Genomic DNA, 26,324 nt, shown 5'->3' with positions numbered 1-26,324 from the left:
GCTCCGCCAGCGTTGAGGTCGATAGCCCAGGTCACTGGCTCGCCCTCACTCAACGCGAGAACATCTGCGATCAGCTGGAGCAGTGTGTTCTCGTCGTTGGCGACCCGCCTCGACAGCCTCCGCTTGCCCTCGGTGTCGATCACAGTGCAGTGATGCTCGGCTTTGCCCGCGTCCGTTCCGGCCCAGAGTTCGGGCACGCTCACCTCCGAAGTTCCGGTACTGGTCCCAGCAGACGACCTCGCCAGCGTGTCCTTACCAAGCGATCTCCGCGCGCATCCCAATCAGTGGCCGAGTCGTCGCGGGGCACCGGGCGGCCAATCAGTAGAAGCCACACGTGCGGCATGAGCTTGACAGCCACACCCAGTGCCCCAGGGCCTTCCGATCCTACGAGTGAGCGGAATCGACCCACCAACAACGTAAGGACCTTGAAGTCGTCTTGTCGTAGGGGCTGACGGTTGGTGATCGTGGCGGTATGCCGGAGGTATGAGGTATCCGCAGGGTGGGGGTCTGACCGCGGAGAGGCAAGCGTTCCGTTAGCGGGTCCGGATGGAAGCGATCGGTATGTTCGCCGTCGGGCGGGGCAGTACGGAGATCGCGAAGGAGTTACGGGTCAGCGTCCGGTCGGTTCAGCGGTGGCGGCGGGCCTGGCGGGAGGCTGGTCAGGACGGGGTTCGTTCCCGTGGCCCGGTGTCCCGGCCGAAGCTGAGCGATGGGCTGTTCGCGGTGCTCGAGGAGGAGTTGGCCAAGGGCCCGGTCGCTCACGGCTGGCCGGATCAGCGGTGGACGCTTGCCCGGATCAAGACGCTGATCGGGCGGCGGTTCCACAAGTCCATGACGTTGTCGGGGATCTCGCAGATGCTGCGGCGCCGTGGCTGGAGTCACCAGGTTCCGGCCCGTCGGGCGGTCGAGCGGGAGGAGGCGGCGGTGGCCGGCTGGGTGAAGGAGGTGTGGCCTCGCTTGGAACCACCGCGGCGGCGCTCGGGGCCTGGATCGTCTTCGAGGACGAGGCAGGATTCTCGATGACGCCGCCGACCTCCCGCACGTGGGGCAGGCGCGGATCCACCCCGGTCATCCGGGTGAGAGGCCGTTCTCAGCGTCGCTTCTCCATCGCGGCCCTGTGCTGCTACAAGCCCGGCGAACGCTCCCGCCTGATCTACCGGCCCAAACGCCATACCGATCACAAGAGCGGCGGACGCAAGAGCTTCGCCTGGACCGAGTACCGCGACCTCCTCATCGCCGCCCACCAGCAGCTCGACGGACCCATCGTCCTCATATGGGACAACCTGAACGTCCACAAAGACCGTCGGATGCGGGCCTTCATCGACGCACAGGACTGGATCACCGCCTACCACCTGCCGCCCTACGCACCCGACCTCAACCCGGTGGAAGGCATCTGGTCGGTACTCCGCCGGACCACCCAGGCCAACACCGCCTTCACCGGCCCCGACCACCTCATCCGTCGGCTACGACGTGGCCTCCGCCAGATCCAATACCGCAGCGACATCATCGACGGCTGCCTCACCGGGACCGGTCTCACACTGACGACACCACGCCTACAACCTCAGTAACGACAAACCTCAGACTCAGGTCACTAGGTTCTGTCCCGCCGATCATGGGTGTGGGAGGATGCCGCCCATGACTTACATCCGAAGGGGCCGTGCCTCGTAGAACACCAGCTTCACTTCGGCCGCGGGAACGCGGCTGGGGTAGACCCTGGGTGCGGTACCGCGATGTCCCAGGTCTGTCGGGAGCGGCGAATGCCGCTGTCCGTGTGCTCGAACGAGAGCGATTGTCTCCGGGGATCGTGACGGTGGCACTGAGCGTGTGGTCCGTGCGCGTTCACGGCACGAGGCGCCGGTGGAGACAATGGGAGGCAGAGTTCACCTGCCCCTGCTGCGGCGAAGGTTGGGCCCGGGACAAGCTGCAAGATGCTCTGTCCATGCTTCCGCCAAGGGCCGCCGGCGAACTTCGGGTGCAGGTCGAACGCCTGGACGCGGTGCTCCTCGGGCGAACGCATCACGAGCCGACAGAAGACCCGGAGTTGGCGTGGTGGCATTGCAGGTGCTGACCGTACCGATGTCGCCCACGGGATCGTTGGCTCTTGCGTGACTGGTCGGGGGGATCTGACAGAGGCGGAGTGGCGACGTCTGGAGCCGCTCCTGCCCACGGGCAATAACCGCTGCGGGCGGTGGCGTGACCACCGCCAGGTGGTCAACGGCATCCTGCACCGAGTGCGAACCGGGGTGCAGTGGCGTGACCTGCCTGAACGCTACGGGCCATGGAAGACTGTCTACGAGCGTCACCGGCGCTGGTCGGCCGACGGAACCTGGGAACGGCTACTCCAGCAGGTGCAGGCCCAGGCCGATGCCGCCGGTGGGATCGACTGGGACGTCTCGGTTGACTCCACCTCGATCCGTGCCCACCAGCATGCGGCCGGCGCGCGGAAAGCTCCGCCGCCCGCCGCATCAAAAGGGGCGGCCGCGATGGCACACCAGAGCGGAAGGCCATGGGTGAGACTGTGCGCCCGCCTGGCGGAGGTGGTGCAGGAGGTGAGGCGCTCGGTCGCTCCCGAGGAGGCTTCACCACCAAGATCCACTTGAGTGCCGACGGGCGTTGCCGCGTGCTTTCACTGTTGCTGACGGCAGGCCAGCGGGCGGACTGCACGCAGTTCGAGCCAGTCATAGAACGCATTCGGGTGCCTCGACTCGGGCCGGGCCGCCCGCGCACTACACCAGACAGCGTGAGCGCCGATAAGGCATACAGCAATCGCCGGACCCGCCGCTACCTGCGGCGACGCCGCATCCGCCACGTCATTCCCGAGAAGAGCGATCAGGCCGTGCACCGCATACGCCGGGGCCGGGCAGGAGGTCGCCCACCCGGCTTCGATAAGGAGCGGTACAAGAAGCGCAACACCGTGGAACGGGCGATCAACAAGCTCAAGAACTACCGAGCGGTGTCCACGAGGTACGACAAGCGCGCGTACGTCTACCTGGGCACCGTTGCCGTCGCAGCAACCATCATCTGGCTCCGGACATGATCGGCGGGACAGAACCTAGTGACCTGAGTCAGAGATTCGGTGGCAGTAGGCGGCGACTTTGTCGAGGATCTCGTCAGCGGTCTTCGTCCAGACGAAGGGCCTGGGCTGCTCGTTCCAGTCGGTCAGCCAGGCCCGGATGTCGCGTTCGAGTGCCTGGACGGAGCGGTGGACTCCACGCTTGAGTTTCTTCTGTGTGAGCTCGGCGAACCACCGCTCGACCAGGTTCAGCCAGGACGCGCTCGTGGGCGTGAAGTGCAGGTGAAAGCGCGGGTGCGCCAGCAGCCACTTCTTCACGTCCGGCGTCTTGTGGGTGGCGTAGTTGTCCAGGATCAGATGGACCTGGAGACTGGCCGGGACTTCCTTGTCGACGGCCCGGTGCCGTCGGTGCAGTGATCCGATCACCTTGCCCGTCGCGACTTCGAGGGCTGCGAAGAGGGTGGTGGTGCCGGCGCGGATGTAGTCGTGGCTGCGGCGCTCTGGAACACCGGGCATCATCGGCAGCACCGGCTGGGACCGGTCCAAGGCCTGGATCTGCGACTTCTCGTCCACGCAAAGAACCAGGGCCTTCTCAGGCGGGTCGAGGTAGAGACCGACGACATCGCGGACCTTGTCAATGAAGAACGGGTCCGTCGACAGTTTGAAAGTCTGCGAACGGTGCGGGGCGAGCGCGAACGCCCGCCAGATCCTGGAGACCGTCGACTGCGACATCCCCGTCGCCGCGGCCATCGACCTCGTCGACCAGTGGGTCGCGTTCTTCGGTTTCTCCTCGAGTGTCCTGACGATCACCCGCTCCACATCGGCATCGGTGATCTTGCGCGGTACACCAGGCCAGGGCTCGTCACACAGACCGTCCAAGCCGTGTTCCAGGAAGCGCCGCCGCCAGGTGCGGACCGTGTCTGGAGCAATCCGCAGCCGACGGGACACCTCCATGATCGAGCGGCCGTCTGCGCACTCCAGCACGATCCGTGATCGCTGAGCCAGAGCCTGAGCCGTCGAACGACGACGTAACCAGCCCTCCAGCACAGCACGCTGGGCATCGGTCACCGACAACGGCGGAATCTCCGGACCAGGACGACTCATACCCGAACTAACGACAAACCTCAGACTCAGGTCACTAGGGCAGCGTCGTGCGGACACAGTTTTGGGCATCAAAGCCATGACCCAGGCCGCGGGGAAGTACCCCGCGCATGGTCGAGCCTTCGTGTTGGCGATCGAGAACTCTATGGCGCACGCTGTTACCGCCGGGTACGGTGATCACCGCGTGAAACGGCGACCGTGACCTGGTCGTTGTTGCACACGTTCACGGCGGCCGGGGGGACCAGCGCCGCTACGGGGGATGACATGATGCCGCGGGCCGGTACACGGGACCGCATCAACGGGCGCTGCCGGCTGCACATCTGTGCTGCCGGCTCGACCCCGCGCACCACCTCGAAGCGAAACATCCCCGTCTGCCTTCGCCTGCCACGAGGGAAGACACCACTTTGTACACAAGACCAGGCCGAAGCCTCCGCAGATCGCGCAGACCCGCCTTCCTCACCCCCGCGATCTCGGCCGCGGTCGCCGTCGCCGTGATCGCCGTCGGCGGCCCGCAGTCCCCGCCCGGCCCCCAGGACCGTACGGAACTCGCGGGCAACTCGTACGACTGGTTCGACGACACCACCGCGGAGCAGCTGCGGCAGGACCAGTGCCTGATGGCCGATGTGCTGCGGCTGGGTGGTCCGGCCATGGCCGGCACCGCTCAGGACGGGCTCAACCACCGACGTACGACCTCGGCAGGGACGCGCTGCTCGCCACGTGCACCGGCGGAGGCCCGCAGCAGGTCAACATCAAGCCGTCCGGCCACACTGGCGAGGTCCAGCCCAAGGCGCACTTCGACCTGGCGACGAAGGGCATCGCGAACGCCCAGGCCGGCGCGAAGCAGCAGCTCGCTCTGCTCAAACAGCAGGCCACCGCCGCGAAGACGGCCGCCACCGCCTCGGACGCCGCCGTGCAGGCGGCCTACGCCATCGCGGACAAGAACGGCGCGCCGCGTGGCCGCGGCATGCTGGTGGGTCTGCAGAAGGCCCAGGTCACCAAGGGTGCGGTGGCGGCACTGGACGCGATGGTGAAGGCGGGTGAGACCGCCGAGGCGGCCACCCGTGCCTCCGGCGCAGACAGCGACACCATCGCGCAGCGCGCTCTGGCCCAGGCCGCGCAGTCGAAGGCGGAGTTCCGGCGAGAGGCCGCGCACACGGCCGAGCTCCAGGCAAAGGCCGCCGCGGATGCCGCCCAGACGCACCGGGACAACGCCAAGAAGGAAGCGGACACCGCGAAGGCGAAGCTCGGTGAGGCGCTGAAGGCGGAGGCCGACGCGAAGGCGGCGGCCGCCAACGCCCACGCCAAGCGGCTCGCCGCCGAGGCCCAGGAGGCCACGGCGAAGAAGGAGAAGGAAACCGCGGCCGTCAAGCAGGGCGAAGCCGCCCAGCACAAGAAGAACGCGGAAGCGGAGGGGACCAAGGCAAGCAACGCCAGGACCAAGGCCGAAGCCGCCGAGGCGGCCGCGGTCGAGCACAGGAACGGCGCCTTCAAGGCCCGCGATACCGCCAAGGCCAAGCGCGACGACGCCTGGGAAGCGGAACAGAAGGCCGACGCCGCGCGCGCCAAGGCGGACGCCAAGGCCGCCTACGCCGCCTCCCTCGATGCCGCCCCGGAGGCCGTCGCCGCACGTGCGGCCGCCGATCAGGCGGACAAGTACGCGACAGACGCGGAGACGGCGGCCGGCAGGGCGCGGGGCGAGGCCGACGCGGCGACGAAGGCCGCCTCCGAGGCCGATGCGGCCGCGACCCGCGCCGAGGCGGCAGCCAAACGCTCGCGCTCGGACGCCGACGCCGCCCAGGCAGAGAAGCTGAAGGCGGACGCCGCCGTGCGCACCGCGACGAGCGCGGCCGCCGAGGCGATCGGCGCTTCCGAGCGCGCCGCGTTCTCCGCGCGGGCGGCCGTCTCCCAGGCCACCGCGGCGGACACGCAAGCCAAGGCCGCCAAGACCCTGGCGGACATGGCGAGCGCGGAGGCCGGGAAGGCCCGGGCCGCTGCGGCGAAGGCGGGGGGTTACGCACACGTGACCGCCCAGGCCGCAGTGGACGCTGGGAAGGCGGCCGCACAGGTCGCAAAGCCCGCGAACGACGCGATCCAGCTCGGCTCGCCCTACGTCACCACCGACTCGGCCGCCGAACTGGTTGTGTTGACCGGGCAGGCGTCGAAGAGCATCGCGGAACAGCAGAAAGCCATCGCCGACGCGCACGCCAAGAACGCGCAGGAGGAAGCCGCCTCGGCCAAGGTCATCGCCGACCAGGCGCAGGGTGACGCGAAGGCCGCGTACGAGCACGCGGCGACCGCCGCCAAGCATGCCTCGGACGCCCGTACCTACGCCAAGGAGGCTCTTGGCTACTCGGCTGACGCCGCGAAGTCGGCAGCCATGGCCTCCGCGTCGCTGGCCCGCAGCACCGAGTTCGCCGGCCAGGCCGCGGCGGACGCAGTGGCCGCGGACCAGGCAGCCGGACGCTCCGAGGGCTACGCCAAGGCGGCCCGGGACTCCGCCGACCAGGCGGCCCTCGACGCCGCCGCGGCCCGCGCGGCGGCGACTCGAGCTGAAGAGGAGGCGAAGAGCGCCCGGGCGGCCGCCGACCGCGCCGCCATTGCCGCGACCGAGGCCGAACAGGCCGCGAAGGACGCGGACAAGTACGCCAAGGAGGCCCAGGAAGCGGCCGACAGGGCGGAGAAGGCCGCCAAGGCGAAGCAGATCGACGCCGGAACCGTCCCCGACGGTGTCGGCGCGTCCATCGGACGCATGTTCTACCTGGTCAACCGCACCGAGCAGATCGGTGCTCCGCAGACCCTGAAGAAGACGGCCGGCTGCGAAGGGTGGATCGACGCGCTCTTCTACAAGGGCGATTGCACGATGACCATCAAGATCCGGTACAAGGCCTTCCTCGATCTGTACCTGTGCTCGGCCGACGCCCCGGACCCGTCGACCGGCAGATGCCCCGCCAACGAGACCAAGTATCTGGGCGAGTACCCGACGGACGAACTGTCCCAGGAGATCACGCACACCATCTCGATCGGCGAGTATCAGTCGGGCATCAACCCGGTGGACATCCTCTTCGGGCACTGGATCAAGTGCGCACAGTTGTGGCCCGGTGGTGAGGGCGGCAGCTGGGGCGGATGCGCCTGGGCGGCCCTGGACGTCGCCCTGCTGTTCTCGGGGAAGATCCTCAAGCCCATCGCCGAGGGCATCATGGCTGCCGACGCCGCCATGCGCACCGGAATCGGCATCGCCGACGCCCTGCGGGCCCTGCGTTCGCTGAGGCTCAACCCGGAGGCCCTGGCGGCCATCGAGTACGAGGCCAACCTGGCTGAATCGATCTTCACCAAGTGCGAGAGGAACAGCTTCCCGGCCACCACACCCGTGCTCATGGCGGACGGATCACACCGCCCGATCAGCTCCCTCCGGGTGGGCGACGCGGTACTGGCCGGCGACCCGGTCACCGGGACGGTCCGCTCGGAGCCGGTCACCGACACCTACCAGCACGCGGCCGACGGCCTGGTCACCATCGGCCTCACCGACGGCACCAGCCTGGACACCACCCCCGGCCACAAGATCTACGCCGAGAAGCGCGGCTGGATCCTGGCCTCGGACCTGCGCCCGGGAGACCGGCTGCTGCGCCCGGACGGGGAGCGGATCGCGGTGGCAGGGATACGCGGCGACACCGACGCGGCATCCCGGCAGGTCCACGACCTCACGGTCGGCGGCACGCACACCTTCTACGTCGGCGCCGAGGGCGCACGGGCGTCGGACGTGCTCGTGCACAACTGCCTCAACCTCAACGACGAACTCCTGCCGGCCCTTTCGAAGTACAAGGACTCGGGCGAGATGCACGCCCTCAGGGAGCACGTGCTTCCGACTCCGACCGAAGCGTTCGCCCTGGCCCAACACAAGGGCGTGCCGAAGACGGTGTGGACCAGCCAGGAGACCGCCCAGAAGGCCATCGAATATGTCTTCGAGGACTACTTCACCGTCGTGAAGGACGGCCAGAGGGTGCGGGACATGGAGAAGCTGAAGAAGTTCCAGCAGAAGGTCGCCAAAGCGAGGGACGGAGAAGTGGTCCTGGATATCTCACGGCCCTATCCCGCCCTTCAGTCCTTGGGGAAGACGTACCACACGGACGGTGTAACGGTAACCAATGCCGGTAACCAGGTCACGCTGAAACTGATGAAGGTTACGGGTCACAGCGGCCAGGGACGTGGCGGATACGCCATCATGACCGCATTTCCCACAGGGGTGGCTCCATGACCGGGGAACGTCCTGCGTACTACGAACTCGGCTATGGCGAGGACTTCGGTCTGACCGCCCTGACCGAACGCCTCAGCCGTCCCGGCTCCGCCACCGGCCCGGCCGCCGCGCTCGGGTTCGCGGAGGAGCTGGCCGACCGGTCAGAGGGCGAGGAGGCCATCGAGCTGGGGGAGGACGCCCGCCGCCTGCTGGCGTCCGAGCTCCCGGAGCGAGTCCTGCGCACGGTGTGGCTGGCCTCCACCGGCAGCGCCTTCGACCCGACCGGCCACGGCATGACCTGCCGTGAATGGCTGGAGCGGATCTCGGAGGTGTCCACGGTACGGCTCCGGCAGAGCAAGGGGTCCTTCACCCCGCCGCCTGTGCGGCCGGTACGGGACTCGCGGCTGTGCCAGGCGGTCGTGGCGGAACTCCGCGTCACGGCCCCGGCCCTGGCGGGCGCTTCTCCGCTGCCGAAGCTTGTCGACTGCCTGGAGCAAGTGGTGACCGGCGCCGACGCCGATCTCGGCATGCGCCTGTTGCTCCGCGCGCTCAAGGCGCACTCCGTGCCCGTCCCATACGGGCAGTACCGCCGCCTGGTGGCCCTCGGCTGGCAGTTCGGCTTCCCACCGGGCGCCGTCCACGACGGCCTCGCGATCACCTGGCCGCCGGTCAGCGCTGCCTTCCGGCAGGGCATCAACGGGGACTTCGGGCTCTCCCAACTCACCAGGCAGTTCACGGCGGGCTGGGACTACCGCACGCCCCGCGGGGCAGTCGCGGCCGCCGTCAAGGCGGACGGCTACGAGCGCCCTCCGGGCTCGGAGGCGGCGGTACTCCTGGAGGACACCCGCCGGGTGCTCGCCCCCGGCCTGTCCGATGATGCGATCACCGTGTTGTGGCTGGCGGCAACGGACCGTGGCTACAGCATCGACCGGTTCGGCGTCGGCGGCCGGGAGTGGCTGGAGCAGGTCGCCGAAGTGTGCGAGGAGCACCTGACCGAGGTCGCACCCGCCTACGTCCCGGCGGCCCCGCCGCCGGCCACCGGTGCCGGCGACGAGGTCCTGCGCGAGATCCGGGGCATGTCATCCCTCGCCGCGAGCAGGGCGGTCAGCCCCGGCTTCCACCCCATTGAAGGCACCACGGTCATGGAAGCCCTGGAACAGGTCGCCACCCAGGTCGACCCCGACCTCGCGTTCCGTTTGCTCCTGCGCACAGTGGAGGTCCTCCAGCTTCCGCTCACCGAGGAGCAGTACACCCGCTACGAGGCCCTCGCCGGCCGTTTCCACTACGGCGAGGACCACCTCCTCTTCTCGGTCGACCACCTGGTGCAGCGCATCTGACCCACCTGCCCTAACCGGTACGCACAACCAGAGCGCCCCTCCCTCCGGAGGGGCGCTCTGCGTCTATGGGCCCACGTCAAACGCAGCCTCGCCAACCTCGCCGTCATGGCCCTCGACCGACTCGAAACCCACCTCCCTGGACCGTCAAGATCCATTGTCAGGGTGTCCACTCCAAAGGATCAGCCTCAGGAAAGCCCAGGCCCGGTATCCGCTACACGCCGCCGAATGATCGAGAGGTCTGGACGGCTGTGGACCAGCCGAAAGCAGGTGTGGCCCGGATCGCCGAGCGGTCCGGGCCACAACGGTCCTGCTACGCACCGAACTCAGTTCACGCAGAGTCCCGCTTGGGAATGGCATCGAGGAACGGGCGCCCATGCTCCTGCATTTGCTGCAGTACCTGAGCCCGCTCGTCCTCGTCCTCGATCAGGAGTGCCATTTGGGACTGGCAGTTGTAGACGGTGCCGCCGGATCGGGTCCTGATGACGACCCATCCTTCTTCGGATCCGTCCCACAAGTGGTCGTAATCCTGCATGCCCGTCACCAAGGCCTCCATTCCGAGAATTCCGAAGTGCCATCCTTCGTGAAGGTTGTCACGACTCCTCCAGAGCCTACTGGAACAATCTTTGAGGAGCGCATGGGCGACCCCGCCATTTCGAACAACTCCAGCAGGTCCATGTCGGCCGTGCTGGGTGACCGGGTACCCCTCGGATGTGTATGGTAGATCAGAATGCTGTCGGCGGTGACCGGTACCCTTACGCGCGCGACCTGCCCCGAATACAGGGTGTACTGGCCGCCTCTCCCCCCAGGGCCAGGCCCCAGCTTGTAGACCACAGCAAATTCAACGTCATGCTTGACCGTCATGTTCTCCAGCTCGGTGACGGTCGGACGCCGATCGATCTTGACCCCGGCAAAGCCGGGAAGTCCTTCCCCTCTGCGCGCGCCGTACAAGAGTCTCGTGACCGGGCCCGCCTCGGCAGCCACCCCGCTCGGATTGACTGCTGCCCGCCTCCACCCGGTCAGCCCGGCAATTCCCGTGACGGCAATCTGCTGTGCGAGTTCGTCTGCCGTATGGCTGTAGAGGTCTGCAAGCTCCTCGCAGCCCTGGTCACGGAACATCTCGGCGGCTCGGTAGAGGCGGTAGGCCGGCCGCACGGGAAGGTATTTGTCGACGAACCCGCCGGTGCCACCGTTCTGGCCCCTGAGGGCGTGGTAGATGTCCCCGATGAACTGGAAGGGCAGCTTGGCCCCTTCAACCAGACCCTCGCCGATGATGCTGGCGGCCTGGCCGAAGGAATGGATTTTGCCGTCGTCGGGGTCGTCGGGTGTGCGGCCGGTCGGGTCGGTGAAACGGGTGGGTGAGTTGTCCGCGTACGCGTACGCCGAGATGTACGGCTTGCCAGCGGGAAGGCCTCACCGTCGGCGGATCGGGACGCCGGCGGCCGCGGCTGCCGCAGGCGGCGGGGGGCTGCTCATCCTCATCCTGACCCTGGCGGCACTCGGCGGCGGAGGCGGCGGCACGCCGCAGACCTCGAACCCGTCGGCCCCCGCCACCACCGTCAGCTCGCCGTCCGGGTTACCCCGGTAAGCCGGCTCCCAGCAGGGCCCGGCTGATGGCCGGGCCCTCCTCATGTCCTACGGCTGCGGACCAGCCGCTCCGCAGAGGGCCCGCGCTCCCACGGTTTTGGACGCGCGCTCGCCAGTTTCGGAACCTTGCGCGTCTGGGGCAGTCCGTGAACCGGAGCGCGAGACGCAGGCACGTGCCCCTTGTGGGCCTGTGACTCCTTCTGCGCGGTCGGCACCCTTGCGGCGGTCGACCGCGTACATGAGACATGGAAGACCCTTTGCAGTCGCTCGATTCCGCACGGGCCAGGATGATCTCGGCACGGACCGGGATGGGTCGGCAGACCCGCGGTGCGCCGGTGTAGCCCTCGGGGCGGAGTGCCGCGTCTGCGGTACCGGAGACGGACGGGACACGGGATAATCGGGTCCATGGTCACGCTCTCCTCCAGCAGCGCGGCGCCGTCGGCCGCCGAGGTACTGCACGCACGGTACGCGGGCCGGCTGCCCGCCTCGCTGGAGAAACTCGCAGGTCCGCGGCACGGCGTCGTCGAGCTGCCCCTGCACGTGGCCTGGTCCGGACTGCGCGCCTACGACCTGGACCGTCCCCGCCTGCGCATGGGCCTGTACCGCACCGTCCTGGCCGAAGGACAGCACGAAGACCTTGTCACCCTGCTGAACCGCGACCTCCTCCTGGCCCAGTGGCCCGTCCTGCGCACCTTGATCAGCAGGCATCTGCGGCAGGTGTGGGAGGAAGCCTTCCCCGAGCTGGCGACCACCGAATCCGCCGCAGCGTGAACCTGAGCGACCTGCACCGGCGGCTCCTGGCCGCCGTCATCGACATCGGCGCCCCCTACCCCCTCGTGATCACCGGGGGGTACGCCGTTCAGGCCCACGGCCTCGTCGAGCGGCTCAGCCAGGACCTGGACGTGGCCACCGAGAACCCGGCCCCCATGGCCGAGATCGTCGCGGACCTCGAGCGGGGCTTGACCGCACGGGGCTGGCAGGTGCGCGTGATCGACGTGGACGCCCTGACTGCCCGCCTGATGGCAGCCGACCCCGACACCGGCGAGGAGTGCGAGGTGGACGTCCTCAAGGAACACTTCTGGACCCCGCCGGCTCAGACCGAGTACGGGCCGGTCCTCGCCTTCGACTCCGTCATCGGCACCAAGGTCCGCGCCCTGGCCGACCGCGGCGCCGTCCGCGACCTCATCGACGTGCACGCGGCCTCCCGGCACCGCACCACCAACGAGCTGGAGCGCCTCGGCAGACGGCACGGGCGCGACGAGTTCCGCCTCCACGACCTGCGCGACCGCCTCGCCGGCGCGGACTGGGCCGACGACGAGGAGTTCGCCGCCTACGGCCTCACCGAAGACGAGACGGCCGAGCTCCGCGCCTGGGCCCAGCGCTGGGTGAGCGATCTGGAGCAGCGCCTGCACGAAGACGACGGCCAGGACGACGACAGCTGACGCCATGTGCAGGCCAGTGAGCTGCGGGGATCCCGCCACACGTAGGCATTGAGCACGGGCCGGCGGCGCTCCTGAGGCTGATCGGTCACGCCCGCACCGAAGAGCCAGCGGTGCCTCCGTAGCGGGCGCATGCGGCGCGGTCTCTCGGGTTCCTCCCCGCATGCGAGGGAGCCGGCCGCGGGAACCTGGACGGACGACGGTACGCGAGGTTCAACCCCGCGTGCGAGGGGCAGGTCGAGCCGGCGCCGAGGCCGACGGAGCAGCTGGTTATCGCAGAAAGCCCCCCGGGGATCGCTTCTCCCGTTCTGAGGCGAACCGACCCGGTCGGGAACCCCTGGACAGCGGGTGTCAGGGGGTGCATCTACGCTCCCGTTCATGCACATGGAGCGGCGGCCTCGCCCGAGTCGGCGAGTGACGCCGTGAAGTCGTCGGTGGTTGGCAGGGCATGACCACGCACAAGACACACACCGGATTCATCTTTACGGCGGTCGCGGCGGGGGCCGTGGTCGCCACGGCCTCGCCCGCGTCGGCGGGTGGGGCGGGTGACTTCCTGTCGCCGGCCTCCGGGACCAGCTGCGCCAAGGATAACGGCCACGAGTGGATCATGCACCTTGACGTTGGCTCCCCCTTCGATGAGAGTGCGGATGAGATGGGTGGCCGGAGTGTTGCGTGCGTCGTAGACCAGGTTCAGGACGTAGCCGATCACGATCAGGACCAGCCCGGCGCGCAGCGGGCCGTGGACCACCCGCGCCAGCAGCCGTCCGGGCCGAGAGCCACCACATGGACGCAGACCAGGCGCGCGCCGAAACCGAAGCCCGCCTTAGGCACGCGACACTCTTGGACCTTGCCGAACAGCAGGCCCGCCACCGGCATTTACCGAAACCCACACCCCCGCGGCGCATGCAGAGAGTGCTCCGGTCGCATCCTGCTCGCCGGCGAGGCCCTGGCCACCGGCCTGTGCAGGCCCTGCCGGGCAGAGCACCCCACCTACGGTCTTTTGACATCCCGGGCCCGGGTCAGCTTGGCGCTGACCTCCCGACCCGGCGACGGGCCGCAGGAGGGGCGCGGCCCGTCGCCGGATCTGGGGGCGTCAGAGGCGTCACTTCTTGACGTAGAGCTCCTGGACGGGTGTGAAGGGAAGCTTCTGGTAGCAGATGTACGCGCTCCATCGGCCCTCCGTGACGCCTTCCTTACCTGCGGCCTGGCACGCGGCGGCTCCGAAGAACGAGGCCTCGTGAATGTAGTCGGCGGGAGGGGTCCAGGCGCTCGCCGTAGACACGACGGGCTGCTGCTTCGGAGCGGCGGCGAAGACCGGTGAGGCTCCCAGAACAAGAGCGGCGGTGGCGGCCAGGACGGCGACGGGAAGTGCCTTACGCATGTCGGATTCCTTCTGTACGGTCGCGCCAGTGCAACGACCATGGGGTGGGTGGGAGGTGGTTACGAGTACTGCTGCTTCTTGACGTGGAGGTGGTTGGTAGATGTCGGTCGGTCCGCGTGTCTCCTGGTGGCAGACGTGCGCACTCTGGTTGCCGTCCGCGATGCCTCGCCTTGGACGCGACAGGCTGTTGCGCCGGAGTGGCGGCGCAGAGGGTGGAAACTAAGTCTTGGCAGCCGCAGCCCCGCTTGCTGTGCGGCGACGGACAGGTGATCGACTGACAGCTCGACGATGCGGCTCACGGCCCGCGCGCCGTGAGCGACCCCGACTTCACGACGCAGCGGTGTGAGCCCTCGACCCGCCTGTACTTTCTGCAGGCCAGCGGCGTGCTGGAGCGCCGCGCACATCTCTCCGATTCCGCCGTGAAACGGTGGTACGGCGAGTAGCCCAGCAGCCAGCCAAGCTCCTCATCCTCCGATGCGGAACCGTATTCGGCAGTCCAGGAAGGTCCCAGGCCGGAGCGCTCGTAGCGGACCATGTCCAGGAGGGGGGGCTGCGTAGAGCACCACCCGGTACATGTGCGGTTGCTGGTTGAGCGCGGCGCCTGCAAGCAGCCCGCCGTTCGACTCACCGCTGATCACCAGTTGTGAGTGGGTGGTCCAGCCACCGCTGCGGAGGGTCTGAGCCGCAGCGGGGAAATCGTCGATGGACCTCTGCTTGTTCGCTCTCGTTCCCGCCGCATGCCACTGCGTCCATTTCGCAGGTCACAAGCGAAGCACTGCAGCGGACCCTCCGTTGGGTCTATGTGCGACTCCGGTCGTCCCATGTTCTTCCAACCCCCGTTGAACCTTTCAGCTGCACGCCGGCGTCGGGACACGATGCATAAGGCGCGCGGTGGTGGAGTCTCCCAATGGTGATCGTCTATTAGTTCCTGGGATCCGGCAACCCGCTAAATCCAGCCACGGTCGTACGCGACTCTTGTCGCTGTGTGTCGATTCTCCGGCCACCTATCCCTAAGCCAGCCGGAGGCCTGCACATGTGTCTCGTCCGCAGCCCTCGGAAGGTAAACCGTAAGGGAGAACAGGCCATTGTTTTCGATACCGTTTCCGGCGTGCCGCCGGGCGCGTCCAGGCGTTCGCGCAGGCCGACGAGGCCGCTCCCGCCGATCTCTGGCATCGCAGCCCTGTACACGCCGTCATTCTCCACAGTGAGCGTGACCGTGTCCGCAAGCTGCCGCAGCGCGCGGCGGCCAGGGCCGTCCTGTGGTCGGCGACGTCGTTGGCCGTCGCGTTGCCGGGCCGCAGCAGCATCGCCACACACACTCACGGGTGCTGGCCACCCAGGCCCCCGGCGGATGATGGCCCCAGGTGCCCTTGAACGTGCCCGCCGCTCCTCCTTTCCGGCTGGTACAGGTCACGACGGTCACGTCGAGGTTGAGGACGTACCAGCGGGACAGTTCCCAGCCGCACACAGAGATCCAGGAAAAGCCACCGGGCCGCAGGGCCAGCCAGGTCCACACCACGCGCCGGACCGTGACGCGGACCCGCTTGATACGCGCGCGACCGGGGCGTCGACCGCCTCCAGGGTGCGTCGCAGCGTGCTGTCCGACACCGGTTTCGGTAACATCGCCTGCCACTGGTAATGCAGTTGCTCAGCCGCCAGGACGTTCATCGCGCAAGGGGCGCTTGCGCAGGCCAGCTGAACCAGCGCCACGCACCTGTCCCGCAACCCCGGCCCGGCACCCCGCAGAAGCGCGGCGGCCAGAGCGTGAGTGAGCCCGACACGAGCGGCGACCCTCCACAGCAGCACGACCCCCGCATGCCGCTTGCCGTCGGGCGCACGTCGAGCCGGTGATCCCCTTCAGTAGCCCTGCACCTATGGGGTGTCTCTTCCTCGCGACGTTCTTGATCTGAGCAATCCAGATCACCGCAAGTGGGAGCTTCTTCTATCGGGACATCAGATCGTCTTCGTAGCTAAATACATGGGGCTGATGACTCGCATCTGATCGCGTACGGCGGCCTGGCTGCTGGGGTGCGGCTGGCCGAGCGGTGTGGTCTGCCCGGTCTGGCCCGCGACCATACCAGTTCATATGCGGCATTGGGATGATGATATGAATCACAAAGCGGGCGCATGCTCCTTGTTCCTTTACTGGATCAATACCTCCTAGGCTGCCTGTCCACCGGCCAGGGCTGACCACCACAAGCCGGCGCAGATCTTGACGTAGGGGGAACACACCGTGAACAACCTGTCGGCATTGGGGATCTCGGCGCTCGAGGAGCGGGTATACCGGCACTTCCTTCGCAACCCCCACTCCACGGCCAACGACCTCCTCCTGCGCACCCCGCCAGCGGACACCGAGCGGGCCCTTCGGCGGCTGTGCGAGCTGGGGATGGTGCGGGTGGACGAGGAGTGCTTCGGGACGGTCGTCGCGACGGCGCCCGCCGTCGCGATACAGCGGCTGATCGAGCAGCAGGTGTCGGACATCCATCAGAAGCTGCAGGATGTAACGCAGACGTCCCGTCTGATCCCCGCTCTTGAGGAGGAGGCCGCCGCGACCGACGAGGAACAGCCGGGTGTCGAGCGGCTGGAGACGCTGGACCACGTCCGGGGTCGCCTGGACGACCTGGCCTTCTTCACCCGCTACCACATCGACTCGGTTGAGCCGTACGCCCGGCTCACCCAGGAGGACATCGACTACGCCCGCCCATTGGACCTCCGGTGCCTGCGGCGCGGGGTGCAGGTGCGCAATGTGGTCCTCAAAGAGGCCACCAGAGATCCGCTCACCCTTATCTACCTTCAGGAGCTCACGCAGCACGGGGCCCGGATCAGGGTCGCGGACAGCATCGTGGAGCGGATCCTGATCTTCGACCGGCAGACGGCGATCATCCCGCAGGACCCGTCCGACACCTCCCGCGGTGCCCTGCTCACCCGCGAGACCGGCCTGGTCGACAACATCCAGCGGCTGTTCGAGAAGATCTGGGACTCCTCGCTCGAACTGTCCCAGGTGGTGGCGCCGGACGACAACGAGCTGTCTGAGATGGAGCGGCAGGTCCTCGAATCCATGTGCACGGTCGGCAAGGACGAGATCGGCGCCCGTGACCTCGGCGTGTCGGTACGCACCTATCGGCGCCACGTGGCAGATCTGCTGCGCACCCTCGGCGCGGTCAGCCGCGCGCACGCCGCGCTCCTTGCGCGCGAGCGCCACTGGATCTGACCGAGTCGGCTCCGTACCCGCGGCTTCTGGGGACTCGCGCCGTCTCAGTAGCGCCATCGCCAACCCCGTAGCGCCGGCTCGGCGAGAACCTCCCCGAGCTGGGAGCGCGCCTCCGCGGGGGCGCTCCCAGCCGCCCGGATGCGTATCGACACACGATGCTCCTCGGCCACCGGCCGGCACTGCCACCGCGCGGGCAGGGCCGCGAGCAGGCGGACCACCGCCGTCTGCCAGGGCGGCGCCGCGGCGTCGGTGCGCTCGCCCACCACCTCGAGCTCGGTGCAGGGCTCCGGCGTCCCGGCGGCGCTCATGCGAGGAGTCCGCGGAGCGTGTCGCGGGCGCGGGCCGGGCCGAACAGCAGGGTCAGCCGGGGGAGCGCGGCTTGGACAAGGCGTTCGCCCAGAGCGGCGTCCCTGATCAACTGAACGATCCGGTCGGCCAGTTCCGACGCGCTGTCGCCGACAAGGACCTCCGTGCCGTGGCGTAGTCCCATGCCCTCGAAGGCGAGCGTGGTGCCGACGACCGGGCGGCCATGCTCAAGCGCCTCGCCGACCTTGCCCTTGACGCCGGCCCCGAAACGCAGGGGCGCGGCCACCACCCGCGCGGCCGCGTACAGCGATGCAAGATCCGCCACCCAGCCGTGCACCGTCACCGCGTCCCCCGCCAACGAGAGCACCGCTTCCGGCGCCGAGCTGCCGACCAGGTCGAGCCCCGCCTCCGGAACCTCCCGGCTGACCAGCGGCATCACCTCACGCGCCAGCCACCGTGCGGCGTCCACGTTCGGCTGGTGCAGGTAGTGACCGACGAAGAGCACCCGAGCGCCGTCCGCCGCGCCCGGCGCGGGGCCGGTGGGGGGGAGGTGGATGTTGGACAGGACGCGGACGTCGGCGCCGGGGACGAGCGAGCGGAGCGTGGTCCGTTCCTCCTCCGAGACGACGAGCGTGATGTCGCAGGTGCGGGCGAGGAGCAGTTCGAGGGCCCGGGTCGTCTCGGCCTGGGCACGCAGCGTGAACCGGTCGGTGCGGCCCTCCCGTTCGGCCAGGTCGGCGGCGCGGCCGAGACGGCGGAAGTGGAGGTCCACGGTGTCGTAGACCACGGTGCACCGTGGTGCGTGATCCCTGATCTCCCCGAGGAGCCGGATCGCGGGCTGGGGGCGGCAGAGCAGCGCGAGTCTGATGCGGTGCCCCTGCTCCCGCAGGAACCGCAGTTGCGCGGCCGGGTCACCGAGGACCGCGACTCCCAGTTCCTTCAGGCGCGTCGCGTACGACATGTCGGTACGGCCGTCCAGCGGGAAGAAGAGCACCTGGCGGCCGAGCCGTACCAGCTCCTCGATCATCCGGGACAGCCGCACCGATCCGGAGTCCTCGTCCGGGGCGGGCAGCCGCTGGTCGACGACGAGTACGATGCCCGCCGTCCGCGGGCATGTGTCGGGCATGATCGTTGTTTCCCAGTCCCTCAGTTTCTCAGCCCGCGAATAGCACGGTGATCAGGGCGCTGTCCAGGCCCTTGAACGCCTCGGCCCAGGGGCCGCGGTCGTGTTGGGCCGCGACTAGCCGGCCGGCCCGCTCGGCGATGGCCTGCGGGTCCTCGCCGGGTAGCACGGCGGGCAGCGCGCCGATGCCGTTGAGGATCATGACGAGGAGGACGGTCGACTCGTCCGGCCCGCCGTCGCCTGCCCTGTCCCCCTCCCCGGTGACGGCGGTGCGGACGCGGTCTACGACGGACGCCTCATACGAGGTGTCCTCGGCCGGCCAGGAGTTCGTACGGATGAGGCCCAGGAACCGTCCTTCCTGGTGGCGCACCAGGCCGCGGCCGGTCAGCGCCTCCATCAGCGGCTCCCAGCAGGCGTGGCCGATGTTCTCCGCGGCCCAGGCCAGCTTCCGGTCCTTGGCGGTGAGCATGGACAGGGCACGGTCGAGCGCCGCGTCGCCGGTGGGGGCGGCGTCCAGGACCACCGGCCGGGCGTCCTTCGGGTCTCCGCCCGGGCGGTCGACGGCCACCCGGCCGACGCGGACCAGGTCGAGCAGGATCGCGCTGCCCACCGCCCGGTGTCTGCGACCGATGTCGACGGTGCTCCGTCCCGAGTTGTCGTCGAGGAGCAGCAGGGCGAGGTCCTGAGCAAGAGCGGACATGATGTCCATACCTTTCTTCGTGGGTTGCTTCGGGTCATTCGTAAAATCGGGACGGAGGTCGAGTTCGGGGTCCGCGACGCGCTGGGGCTTCGCCAACTGTCCCTACGGCTCAGAGCGGGCGCTGCAGCGCCCGCTCGCGGCGGGTCGCCATGACGGAGCCGGATTCGCGGCGGGCCATGCGGCGCAGCACCACCGGTGCGATCAGCAGGCCGGCCACCGCCCAGACGCCGAGCACGCCGACTGTCTCGGCATGGCGCCAGGAGTCGCCGATCTCCGCGGCGACTGCGGAGTCGGGGAGGAGGGCGGAGCGGGCGGCCAGGCCGATCCAGTACAACGGAAAGATCTCGGCCAGATGCTGGACCCAGATGGGCAGTTGGGAGGCCGGATAGAAGATGCCGGAGACGGAGGCGAGCCCGAACAGCGGCAGCATCACCAGGCCGAGGTTGCGCGGGCTGTCGATCAGCGAGCCGAGGATCGCGCCGACTGGGAGCATGGCGAGCAGCCCGAGCGGCAGCGCCCAGGCGAGAGCCGCCCAGAGTCCGGGGTCGGCGGCGGAGACGTCCGGCAGCATGACGATGCCGGTCAACGCGACCACGGCGCAGGCGGACAGAACGGTCCCCGAGACGGAGACCAGCTTGCCGACGAGGTAGGCCGGCATGCCGTGGGGGAGCGCCTTGAGCCGCAGCAGGGTGCCGTCCTGGCGCTCGACGATCAGCTGTTGGGTCAGGCCGAGCATGCCGTTGAAGGCGACGCACATGCTCATCAGGCTGGGCAGGAGAAAACCGGCGACGGTCATGCCGGTGTCGGCCAGTTGCTCGTCGCGCAGCATGTACAGGGGGGCGAGCAGGCCGACCAGCCAGACGAGGTTGGCGGCCAGATCCTGCTTCGTCGTGGCGATCTGGTGCAGTTCGCGCCCGCCGCGGCGTACCCCTTCGCGCAGTACGTATCGGAGGCGGTTCACGCGGCGGACGGCGGCGGGCCGGGCCGCGTCGGGCGTGGCGGTCGGCGCGGAGGCGGGGGCCGGGGCACTCGGGCGGGAGGCCGTTCTGTCGGCGGCGCCGGTCGCGCGGATCGTCGTGTCGCTCATCGCGCCGCTCCTTCGAAGAGACGGGCCGCCTGGTCGGAGCGCCCGGCCTCGGCCTCCCTGACGGTGGTCAGATAGACCTCCTCCAGGCCACCCCGCCGGATGTCCAGATCGTGCACGTCCTCTCCGTTCTCCTGGAACAGCCTGCGGACGAACCCGGTGACGTCCTGGGTCCGATGGCGGTGGACGGTGCCGTCGGCCGTCCAGCCGACCTCGGCGTCGGTGCCGATACGCCGGGCGAGCTCGTCGACCGTCCCCTGCGCGACGATCCGGCCGCCGACGAGGATGAGGACGCGGTCCGCGAGCTTCTGGGCCTCCTGAAGGTCGTGCGTGGTCAGCAGAATCGTGTTCCCCGCCCCGGCCAGGGTCCGCACCAGCTCGTGGAACTCCTGCCGGGCCTCCGGGTCGAAGCCGACGGTCGGCTCGTCGAGGAAGAGTACCTCCGGCCGGCCGAGCACACCGACCGCGATGTCGAGGCGGCGGCGCTGGCCGCCGGAGAGGCTGGAGATCCGCTGTTGTTCCAGGCCGTCGAGCCCGACGAGGGTCAGCAACTCGTCGACGTCCCACGGCTTCGGGTGCGCGGGGGTGGAGTAGGGGGTGTAGAACGCGGCGAAGTGGCGCAGCAGTTCCGCCACCCTCCACTTGCCGTGGTCCCGCCAGGACTGGAGCACGATCCCGAGGCGGGAGCGCCAGAGTTCGTCGCCCTCGACCGGGTCGGTGTCCAGGACCCGTACCGTGCCAGAGGACCGTGCGCGGAAGCCCTCGAGGATCTCGACAGTAGTGCTCTTGCCCGCGCCGTTGGGGCCGAGCAGGGCGACGACCTCGCCCTGGTGCACCTGGAAGTCCACTCCGCGCAGCACCTCGTGGCTGTCGTACCGCATATGCAGGTCGCGCACGTCGACGACCGGCTGTGCGACGGCCGGCTGTGTGGGGGAGCATGTCGCCTGCGCCCTCGTCACCGCTGTTCCTCCCGAATGTCGTCCCGATGTTGCCTGGGTTCCTGGTGGCCCTGTCGGCTCTGTCGGCCCTTGAGTTCCGTCCGGCGTGCGAGTGCCGCCTCCACGACGTCGGCGGCCGCGCGGGCGCCGCCCGCCGCCGCGGCCTCAGCCCGGATCGCGGACAGCCGGGCGGGTACCGAGCTGTCGGAGAACAGGTCCTGTACGGCTTCGGCGAGCGCCTGCTCGTCGGCGGAGTCCGGCCCGGTCGACGAGACGGCTCGTAGCACCCGTCCCACGCCCAGTGCCGCGACTCGTTCGGCCGTCACGAACTGCTCCACGGCCTGGGGCAGTACCACGAGCGGGACTCCGTGCGCGAGCCCTTCGAGCACGCTGCCGGTGCCGCCCGCCGTAAGGAACAGGTCGGTGTGGCGGAGCACGTGCTGCTGGGGCACCCAGGTGTGGATCTCGACACCCTCCTCGCGGGCCAGATCGCGCAGTTCGTCGGTGGTGGCCGGGTGGCCGGTGGCGACGACCACGTGCCGGTCGTCGCCTAGGCGGCGCAGGGCACGGACGCACATGCGGAAGACGTCGGTGCGCCGGTTGTACGTCGTGCCGAGCGAGACCAGGGCGCAGGTACGGCCGGGGTGCGGCGGGGCCCAGTCGCCGTCGGTGCGGCGCGGGCCGCCGACCGGGCCGACGAAGACGTGGCGCCCGCTGATTTCCTCCGCCCGGAACTGCAGCGACCGCGGCATGGCCACCACACAGGGCACGGTGCCGTCCAGTGCCGCCCGGCCCGCGCCGACGGCGGGGCCGGTCACCGCGTCGGGGAAGGCGTGGGTGGGCGAGAACTGCACCTCTGCCGCGCCCCAACGGCGGGCGAGCAGCGGGGCGCAGCCGGTCACCGTGTCGTACACGACGAGCTCGGGCACATCCCGCGCGTACGCCTCGGCGAGCTGAGGCAGCGCCGTGCGGCACTCCCGGTCGAAGGCGGCCACGGCGAGGCTGCCGTCGTCCTCGGCGGGGATCCAGTCGCCGGGGCCGCCGCGGGCCGAGGGGAAGCCGGAGCGGTAGCCGACCGCCGTGGCGCCGGACTCCTCGACGAGCGGGGCGAAGTCCTCGCCGGTGGCGAAGGTGACGCGGTGGCCGCGGGCCGTCAGCTCGGCGGCCAAGCCGAGCATCGGGTTCACGTGTCCGTGCAGGGGCACGGACATCAGGGCGATGTGCGCACCTGTGGCGACCTGCATGAACGGCTCCTCTCACGGGTGGGATGGGGATGGTCTGCGGGGAGGGGGGTTAGCGTGGCCCGGGCTCCGGCGGGTTCGCGGCCTTCGCGATGGCCCGCAGATGGGCGAGGTGGGCGGTGAGCGCGGCGCGGCCCTCGGGCGTGAGGGCGATCCAGGCTCGGATGCGGGAGCCGAGCGGCTCCTTGTTCAGCTTCACGTACCCGGCCGCCTGCAGGATCTTGAGCTGTTTGCTGAGCACCGAGTCGCTCAGGCCGAGCTCGTCCCGTACGACGGAGAAGGCGAGCGAGTCCACCGGCGCGAGCATCGAGCAGATCCGCAGCCGGTTGATCGGGTGGATCACCTCGTCGAACTCCGGCTCGCTCACGCCCTCAGCTCCTCTGCGACGGCGCGGTCCACCCGACGGCCCGCGACGACCGTGCCGGCCAGGGCGAGCACCCCGCACACCGCCATCGACCAGCGCAGGTCCGCACCCCATTCCAGGGCCAGGCCGATGCCGATCAGCGCGATGACGAACGGACCGTAAAAGGTCGTGATCCGCCGGGCGCCCGGGGTGGCGTGGAAGCGGTCGAGCGAGACGCCCGTGGCCCGGGCCGCGGCCATCGTCACGAGGAGGGGGCCGAGGCCGATGCCGACGATGACGCCGTACGGGATGAGGTCCCAGTCGATGCTCACCGAGGCGAAGGCGAACAGCAGGCAGCCGCCCAGGGCCGGGTAATACCAGCGCGGGGCCGCGGCCCGTGCCACCGTGCTCGCACGGTCCGCGCCGGCCTGTTCGAGAGCGCGGCGCGCCTCTTCGGAATCCATGACTCTCCTTCCCGTCGGGCGGTGCGCCCAAGGGCTTTCCCTGCCGCGATCCGCCCCTTTCCATAGTGGAAAGATAGCCTTCTGTTTCCATGGTGGCAAGAGGGTGGAGGTTCACCAGCGTGTTCACTGGCGGATCGCCAATTCCGTGGTCAGCCAATCCAGTTCAATGGCGCCCAGGGCGACGACGGTCTCCGTGGTGGGCACGAAAAGGTGCGCGGCGGCAGCAGCCACCTCGTCCCCCGTCACCGCGTCGAGCAGTTGTGGCCGGCTGATCACCCAGTCCAGGCCGCGCCCGGACCCCGTGGTGTGCCGCAGCGCGTCCGCGAGGAGGCCCGGCGAGTCGAAGGCCGACAGTAACTGGGCCGCGCAGTATCGCCGTACGGTGTCCAGCTCGTCCCGGCCCGGCGGAGCGGCGGCCAGGGCGACGGCCTCCTCGGCCACGTCGCACACCGCCCGCGCCGCCTCCGCCCGCGGCGCGGTGACCCGGACCAGCGCCCGTGCCCGGCCGGCGACCACGTCCCGGCCCGCGAGCATCACGTGCCCGGCGCGGCCGAGCCGTCGGCAGCGTTCGGCGAGCCGGGCGCCGTAGTGACCGCCGAACAGCGCGGTGGTCAGGTAGCGGGCCGGGAGGTCCGGGGCGCCACCGACCCCTCCCGCGCCGTCCGGCTCCGGTGCGCACAGCGTCAGCGCGACGGTGTCGCCGGCCGAGGGCTCGCGCAGCACCAGTACGGCGGGGGAGGCCATGCCGGTGCCGGTGCCGGTGCCGGTGCCGGTGCCGCTGGGCGGTTCTGGCGCGGCGGCCGACGCCTGCCAGGGGCGCAGGGCGCTGGCGGCCTGGTCGACGGACCGCTCCGGATCCACGTCTCCGACGACGACGAACACCGCACCGCGGGGCGCCAGCATCCGTGAGTGGAGGCCGGCAGGCGCGAGCGGCTCCGCCGCCGCCCCGCCCAGCCACTGCAGGCGCAGCGCCTGGTCCATCCGCTGCTCCGGGGAGAGTCGCGGCGCGGCGGCGATGGCGGACGCGGGGAAGGCGTCCGGGAACCGTGGTGGAGTGAGCAGGCCGGCCACGACGCCGAGGAGTTCCTGGTACGCCTCGCGCGGCGCCCACGCGGCGATGTCGGCCCACTGGCCCCCGGTCGCGACCCCGAGCCGCCCGCCCAGCCGGCGGACCCGCGCCGACGCCCCCGTTGCGGCGTCCGCGTGGCGCAGCAGCCAGGCGGCCTCCGCGGGCCTGCGCCAGCCGTCCGGCCCGAGCGGAACCCGCAGCCGCACCTCCACCTGCCCGGCCCGCCGGTCCAGTACGGCGAGGATCCGCGGCCCGCCGTCCGCCGCGATCTCCACGGCACCGTCGAGGCGCGGCCCGGCCGCGCGGCCCAGCGACGGCAGCGGACGTGGTCCGCGCGGCGTTCGGGCGAGCGCCTCGGCCCCCCGCCAGATCTGCGGCCCGGGTCCGGCGGGCGCTTTGCCCTCGCCCCCGGCGGGTGTCTCGCCCTCGGTTGCGGCGGACGCCTCCGCCACGGTCCCGGAGCCGGCCCGTGCGGTCGCACCTCCCGGAGTGCCGGCGCCTTCGCCGAGGACGAGGATCGCGCGGGGCGCGGATGCCAGTTCGGCGGCGGCGTCGGCGAGGTCGGCGGGGGTGACGGATGCGACCAGGTCCGGCAGTTCGTCGACGAGTTCCGGGCGGCCGAAGAGGAGTTCCGCACGGCCCAGGGCCCGGCAGCGCTGCTCGAGGTCCGCGTGCTCGCGGCGGAGGCGTGCGGCCAGAGAGCGGGCCGCGTCCGCGGCGCTTTCGCTCACCGCCTGCGCATCGCCGAGGCGCTCCCAGAACGCGGTGAGCCGGCCGAGGAATTCGTCCGCGGTCAGGTCCGGCGGCAGCACCGAGGTGACCACCAGGGCGTCCGTGCCCCGAACGTCGAGCGGCCCGAAGAACCCGCAGGAGGCGCTCACCGGTGCCCCGGCCTCGACGGCCGCCGCCTGCTGCGCCAGCTCCGCCAGCACCATGCGGGCCACGTACGCCTCCGGCCCTACCGCCGGGTCCGGCAGCCGATGGCCCACCGCGACCGCGGTGCGCGGCACCCGAGGGTCCGTGCGATGCAGCACCCGGTCCTCGGTGAGCGGCGGCTCGTCCAGCGGCGGCGCGGCGGCGGGGGCCCGGCCCGGGATGTCTCCGAAGTGCCGCTCCACCAGCGGCCAGACGTCCTCGGCCCGGTGTGGGCCGACGACCGTGAGGACGGCGTTCGACGGGGCGTAGTAAGCCTCGAAGAAGCGTGCGCAGTCCTCGACGGTGACCAGGGCGAGCCGCCGCGCGTCACCGTAGCCGTCGTGCGCGCTGGCGAAGCCGCGGAACATGACCTGGGGCAGCAGCGGCCACGGCAGTCCGCCATACGGCCTGCCGTCCCTCATCTGCTCGATCTCCCGTGCTACCTCGGCAAGTTGGGAGGCGAGCTGGTCCGGTACGAACCGGGGCGCTCGCATCCGGTCCGCCTCGCGGAACAGTGCCTGCTCCAGGGCCTGGGCGGGCACGGTCTGGAAGTAGTCGGTGTAGTCCTGGTGCGTAGTGCCGTTGGCGGCGCCCGCGACCGGGTGCAGCGCGTCGTAGAATGCGCCGTCCGGCAGGCTCTCGCTGCCGCGGAACATCAGGTGCTCGAAGAGGTGGGCCATGCCCTCCTGGCCGGGCCGCTCCGCACGGAAACCCACCCCGTAGTGCACGGCGACCGCCGTGCGCGGGGTGGGCCAGTGTGGAACGACGACAACCCGCAGCCCGTTGGGCAGCGTACGCCGGTGCAGACCGCCGGCCCGCGCCGGACGAGGGATGGTCATGTACG

Annotated in this window: 18 protein-coding genes and 4 pseudogenes; 7 read left to right on the top strand and 15 right to left on the bottom strand. The window is 70.0% G+C overall.

The genetic code is table 11. The features are described 5' to 3' along the window. Nucleotides 1–197, bottom strand: a 197-nt coding sequence (locus AMK16_RS33755) for an IS110 family transposase (RefSeq protein ID WP_158071281.1), incomplete at its 3' end; no start/stop codon positions are given. A 286-nt stretch (nucleotides 198–483) separates the two neighbouring features. Between AMK16_RS33755 and AMK16_RS38720 the strand changes: the two are divergent. After that, nucleotides 484–1,568: pseudogene (locus AMK16_RS38720) on the top strand (IS630 family transposase). A gap of 537 nt (nucleotides 1,569–2,105) precedes the next feature. After that, nucleotides 2,106–3,037 (top strand): annotated as a pseudogene (locus tag AMK16_RS34655) (IS5 family transposase). A gap of 15 nt (nucleotides 3,038–3,052) precedes the next feature. Here AMK16_RS34655 and AMK16_RS33730 read toward each other — a convergent pair. Continuing rightward, the gene (locus tag AMK16_RS33730) at nucleotides 3,053–4,117 is read right to left on the bottom strand and encodes an IS630 family transposase (protein ID WP_073921149.1); all 1,065 of its coding nucleotides are present in this window, start codon (nucleotides 4,115–4,117) and stop codon (nucleotides 3,053–3,055) included. Between the two features lie 679 nt (nucleotides 4,118–4,796). Here AMK16_RS33730 and AMK16_RS33725 point away from each other — a divergent pair. Together AMK16_RS33725 and AMK16_RS33720 are read left to right on the top strand one after the other, a co-directional pair. Continuing rightward, nucleotides 4,797–8,366: pseudogene (locus tag AMK16_RS33725) on the top strand (polymorphic toxin-type HINT domain-containing protein); the annotation flags it as partial. Continuing rightward, nucleotides 8,363–9,682, top strand: a complete 1,320-nt coding sequence (locus AMK16_RS33720) for a hypothetical protein (protein WP_073921147.1) — start codon at nucleotides 8,363–8,365, stop codon at nucleotides 9,680–9,682. The pseudogene AMK16_RS33725 and the gene AMK16_RS33720, both read left to right, overlap by 4 nt. 328 nt (nucleotides 9,683–10,010) lie before the next feature. On the opposite strand, the gene AMK16_RS33715 is transcribed toward AMK16_RS33720, so the two are convergent. Then, nucleotides 10,011–10,214 (bottom strand): hypothetical protein, encoded by a 204-nt coding sequence (locus tag AMK16_RS33715; protein ID WP_073921159.1) that lies wholly within the window; start codon nucleotides 10,212–10,214, stop codon nucleotides 10,011–10,013. 5 nt (nucleotides 10,215–10,219) lie between these two features. After that, nucleotides 10,220–10,834, bottom strand: coding sequence for a hypothetical protein (locus AMK16_RS33710; protein WP_073921146.1), 615 nt, complete (start codon nucleotides 10,832–10,834; stop codon nucleotides 10,220–10,222). 837 nt (nucleotides 10,835–11,671) lie between these two features. Here AMK16_RS33710 and AMK16_RS33700 point away from each other — a divergent pair. Continuing rightward, nucleotides 11,672–12,037: a hypothetical protein gene (locus AMK16_RS33700; protein ID WP_199885690.1), complete on the top strand. Its 366-nt coding sequence runs from the start codon at nucleotides 11,672–11,674 to the stop codon at nucleotides 12,035–12,037. Next, the gene (locus AMK16_RS33695) at nucleotides 12,034–12,708 is read left to right on the top strand and encodes a nucleotidyl transferase AbiEii/AbiGii toxin family protein (protein WP_073921144.1); all 675 of its coding nucleotides are present in this window, start codon (nucleotides 12,034–12,036) and stop codon (nucleotides 12,706–12,708) included. The genes AMK16_RS33700 and AMK16_RS33695 overlap by 4 nt, the downstream gene beginning before the upstream one ends. A gap of 1,099 nt (nucleotides 12,709–13,807) precedes the next feature. Here AMK16_RS33695 and AMK16_RS33690 read toward each other — a convergent pair. Both AMK16_RS33690 and AMK16_RS38715 read right to left on the bottom strand, forming a co-directional pair. Beyond that, complete coding sequence (locus AMK16_RS33690; protein WP_073921143.1) at nucleotides 13,808–14,086, bottom strand: hypothetical protein; 279 nt, start codon at nucleotides 14,084–14,086, stop codon at nucleotides 13,808–13,810. A 464-nt stretch (nucleotides 14,087–14,550) separates the two neighbouring features. Further along, a pseudogene (locus tag AMK16_RS38715) lies at nucleotides 14,551–14,820 on the bottom strand (prolyl oligopeptidase family serine peptidase); the annotation flags it as partial. Between the two features lie 1,499 nt (nucleotides 14,821–16,319). On the opposite strand from AMK16_RS38715, the gene AMK16_RS33680 reads away from it, so the two are divergent. Continuing rightward, on the top strand, nucleotides 16,320–17,297 hold the full coding sequence (locus tag AMK16_RS33680) for a helix-turn-helix transcriptional regulator (RefSeq protein ID WP_073921142.1): 978 nt from the start codon (nucleotides 16,320–16,322) through the stop codon (nucleotides 17,295–17,297). Nucleotides 17,298–17,341: 44 nt separating this feature from the next. Here the strand turns inward: AMK16_RS33680 and AMK16_RS33675 are convergent, their stop codons facing one another. The 9 genes from AMK16_RS33675 to AMK16_RS33635 all read right to left on the bottom strand — a co-directional run bounded on the left by AMK16_RS33675 (nucleotide 17,342) and on the right by AMK16_RS33635 (nucleotide 26,319). Beyond that, on the bottom strand, nucleotides 17,342–17,605 hold the full coding sequence (locus AMK16_RS33675; protein ID WP_073921141.1) for a hypothetical protein: 264 nt from the start codon (nucleotides 17,603–17,605) through the stop codon (nucleotides 17,342–17,344). Next, nucleotides 17,602–18,729, bottom strand: coding sequence for a glycosyltransferase family 4 protein (locus tag AMK16_RS33670; RefSeq protein WP_073921140.1), 1,128 nt, complete (start codon nucleotides 18,727–18,729; stop codon nucleotides 17,602–17,604). Before AMK16_RS33670 ends, AMK16_RS33675 begins: the two co-directional genes overlap by 4 nt. 28 nt (nucleotides 18,730–18,757) lie before the next feature. Beyond that, nucleotides 18,758–19,426 carry a GOLPH3/VPS74 family protein gene (locus AMK16_RS33665; protein ID WP_158071280.1) on the bottom strand — a complete coding sequence of 223 codons (669 nt, stop codon included), beginning with the start codon at nucleotides 19,424–19,426 and terminating at the stop codon, nucleotides 18,758–18,760. Between the two features lie 109 nt (nucleotides 19,427–19,535). Beyond that, a complete protein-coding gene (locus AMK16_RS33660; protein WP_079191919.1) occupies nucleotides 19,536–20,513 on the bottom strand; it encodes an ABC transporter permease in 978 nt (325 codons plus the stop codon). Next, on the bottom strand, nucleotides 20,510–21,391 hold the full coding sequence (locus AMK16_RS33655) for an ABC transporter ATP-binding protein (protein ID WP_079191922.1): 882 nt from the start codon (nucleotides 21,389–21,391) through the stop codon (nucleotides 20,510–20,512). The genes AMK16_RS33660 and AMK16_RS33655 overlap by 4 nt, the downstream gene beginning before the upstream one ends. Before the next feature lie 74 nt (nucleotides 21,392–21,465). Beyond that, nucleotides 21,466–22,692 (bottom strand): nucleotide disphospho-sugar-binding domain-containing protein, encoded by a 1,227-nt coding sequence (locus AMK16_RS33650; RefSeq protein WP_073921137.1) that lies wholly within the window; start codon nucleotides 22,690–22,692, stop codon nucleotides 21,466–21,468. 49 nt (nucleotides 22,693–22,741) lie between these two features. Then, complete coding sequence (locus tag AMK16_RS33645) at nucleotides 22,742–23,056, bottom strand: transcriptional regulator (protein WP_073921136.1); 315 nt, start codon at nucleotides 23,054–23,056, stop codon at nucleotides 22,742–22,744. Then, nucleotides 23,053–23,496 carry a hypothetical protein gene (locus tag AMK16_RS36075; RefSeq protein WP_073921135.1) on the bottom strand — a complete coding sequence of 148 codons (444 nt, stop codon included), beginning with the start codon at nucleotides 23,494–23,496 and terminating at the stop codon, nucleotides 23,053–23,055. The genes AMK16_RS33645 and AMK16_RS36075 overlap by 4 nt, the downstream gene beginning before the upstream one ends. 123 nt (nucleotides 23,497–23,619) lie before the next feature. Continuing rightward, on the bottom strand, nucleotides 23,620–26,319 hold the full coding sequence (locus AMK16_RS33635; protein WP_073921134.1) for a M16 family metallopeptidase: 2,700 nt from the start codon (nucleotides 26,317–26,319) through the stop codon (nucleotides 23,620–23,622). Nucleotides 26,320–26,324: the final 5 nt, after the last annotated feature.

It is taken from the genome of Streptomyces sp. CB00455 (assembly GCF_001905445.1).
Classification (GTDB): domain Bacteria; phylum Actinomycetota; class Actinomycetes; order Streptomycetales; family Streptomycetaceae; genus Streptomyces.
Note: the sequence above shows the minus strand (reverse complement) of the source record. Positions and strands in the feature narration are given on the sequence as shown.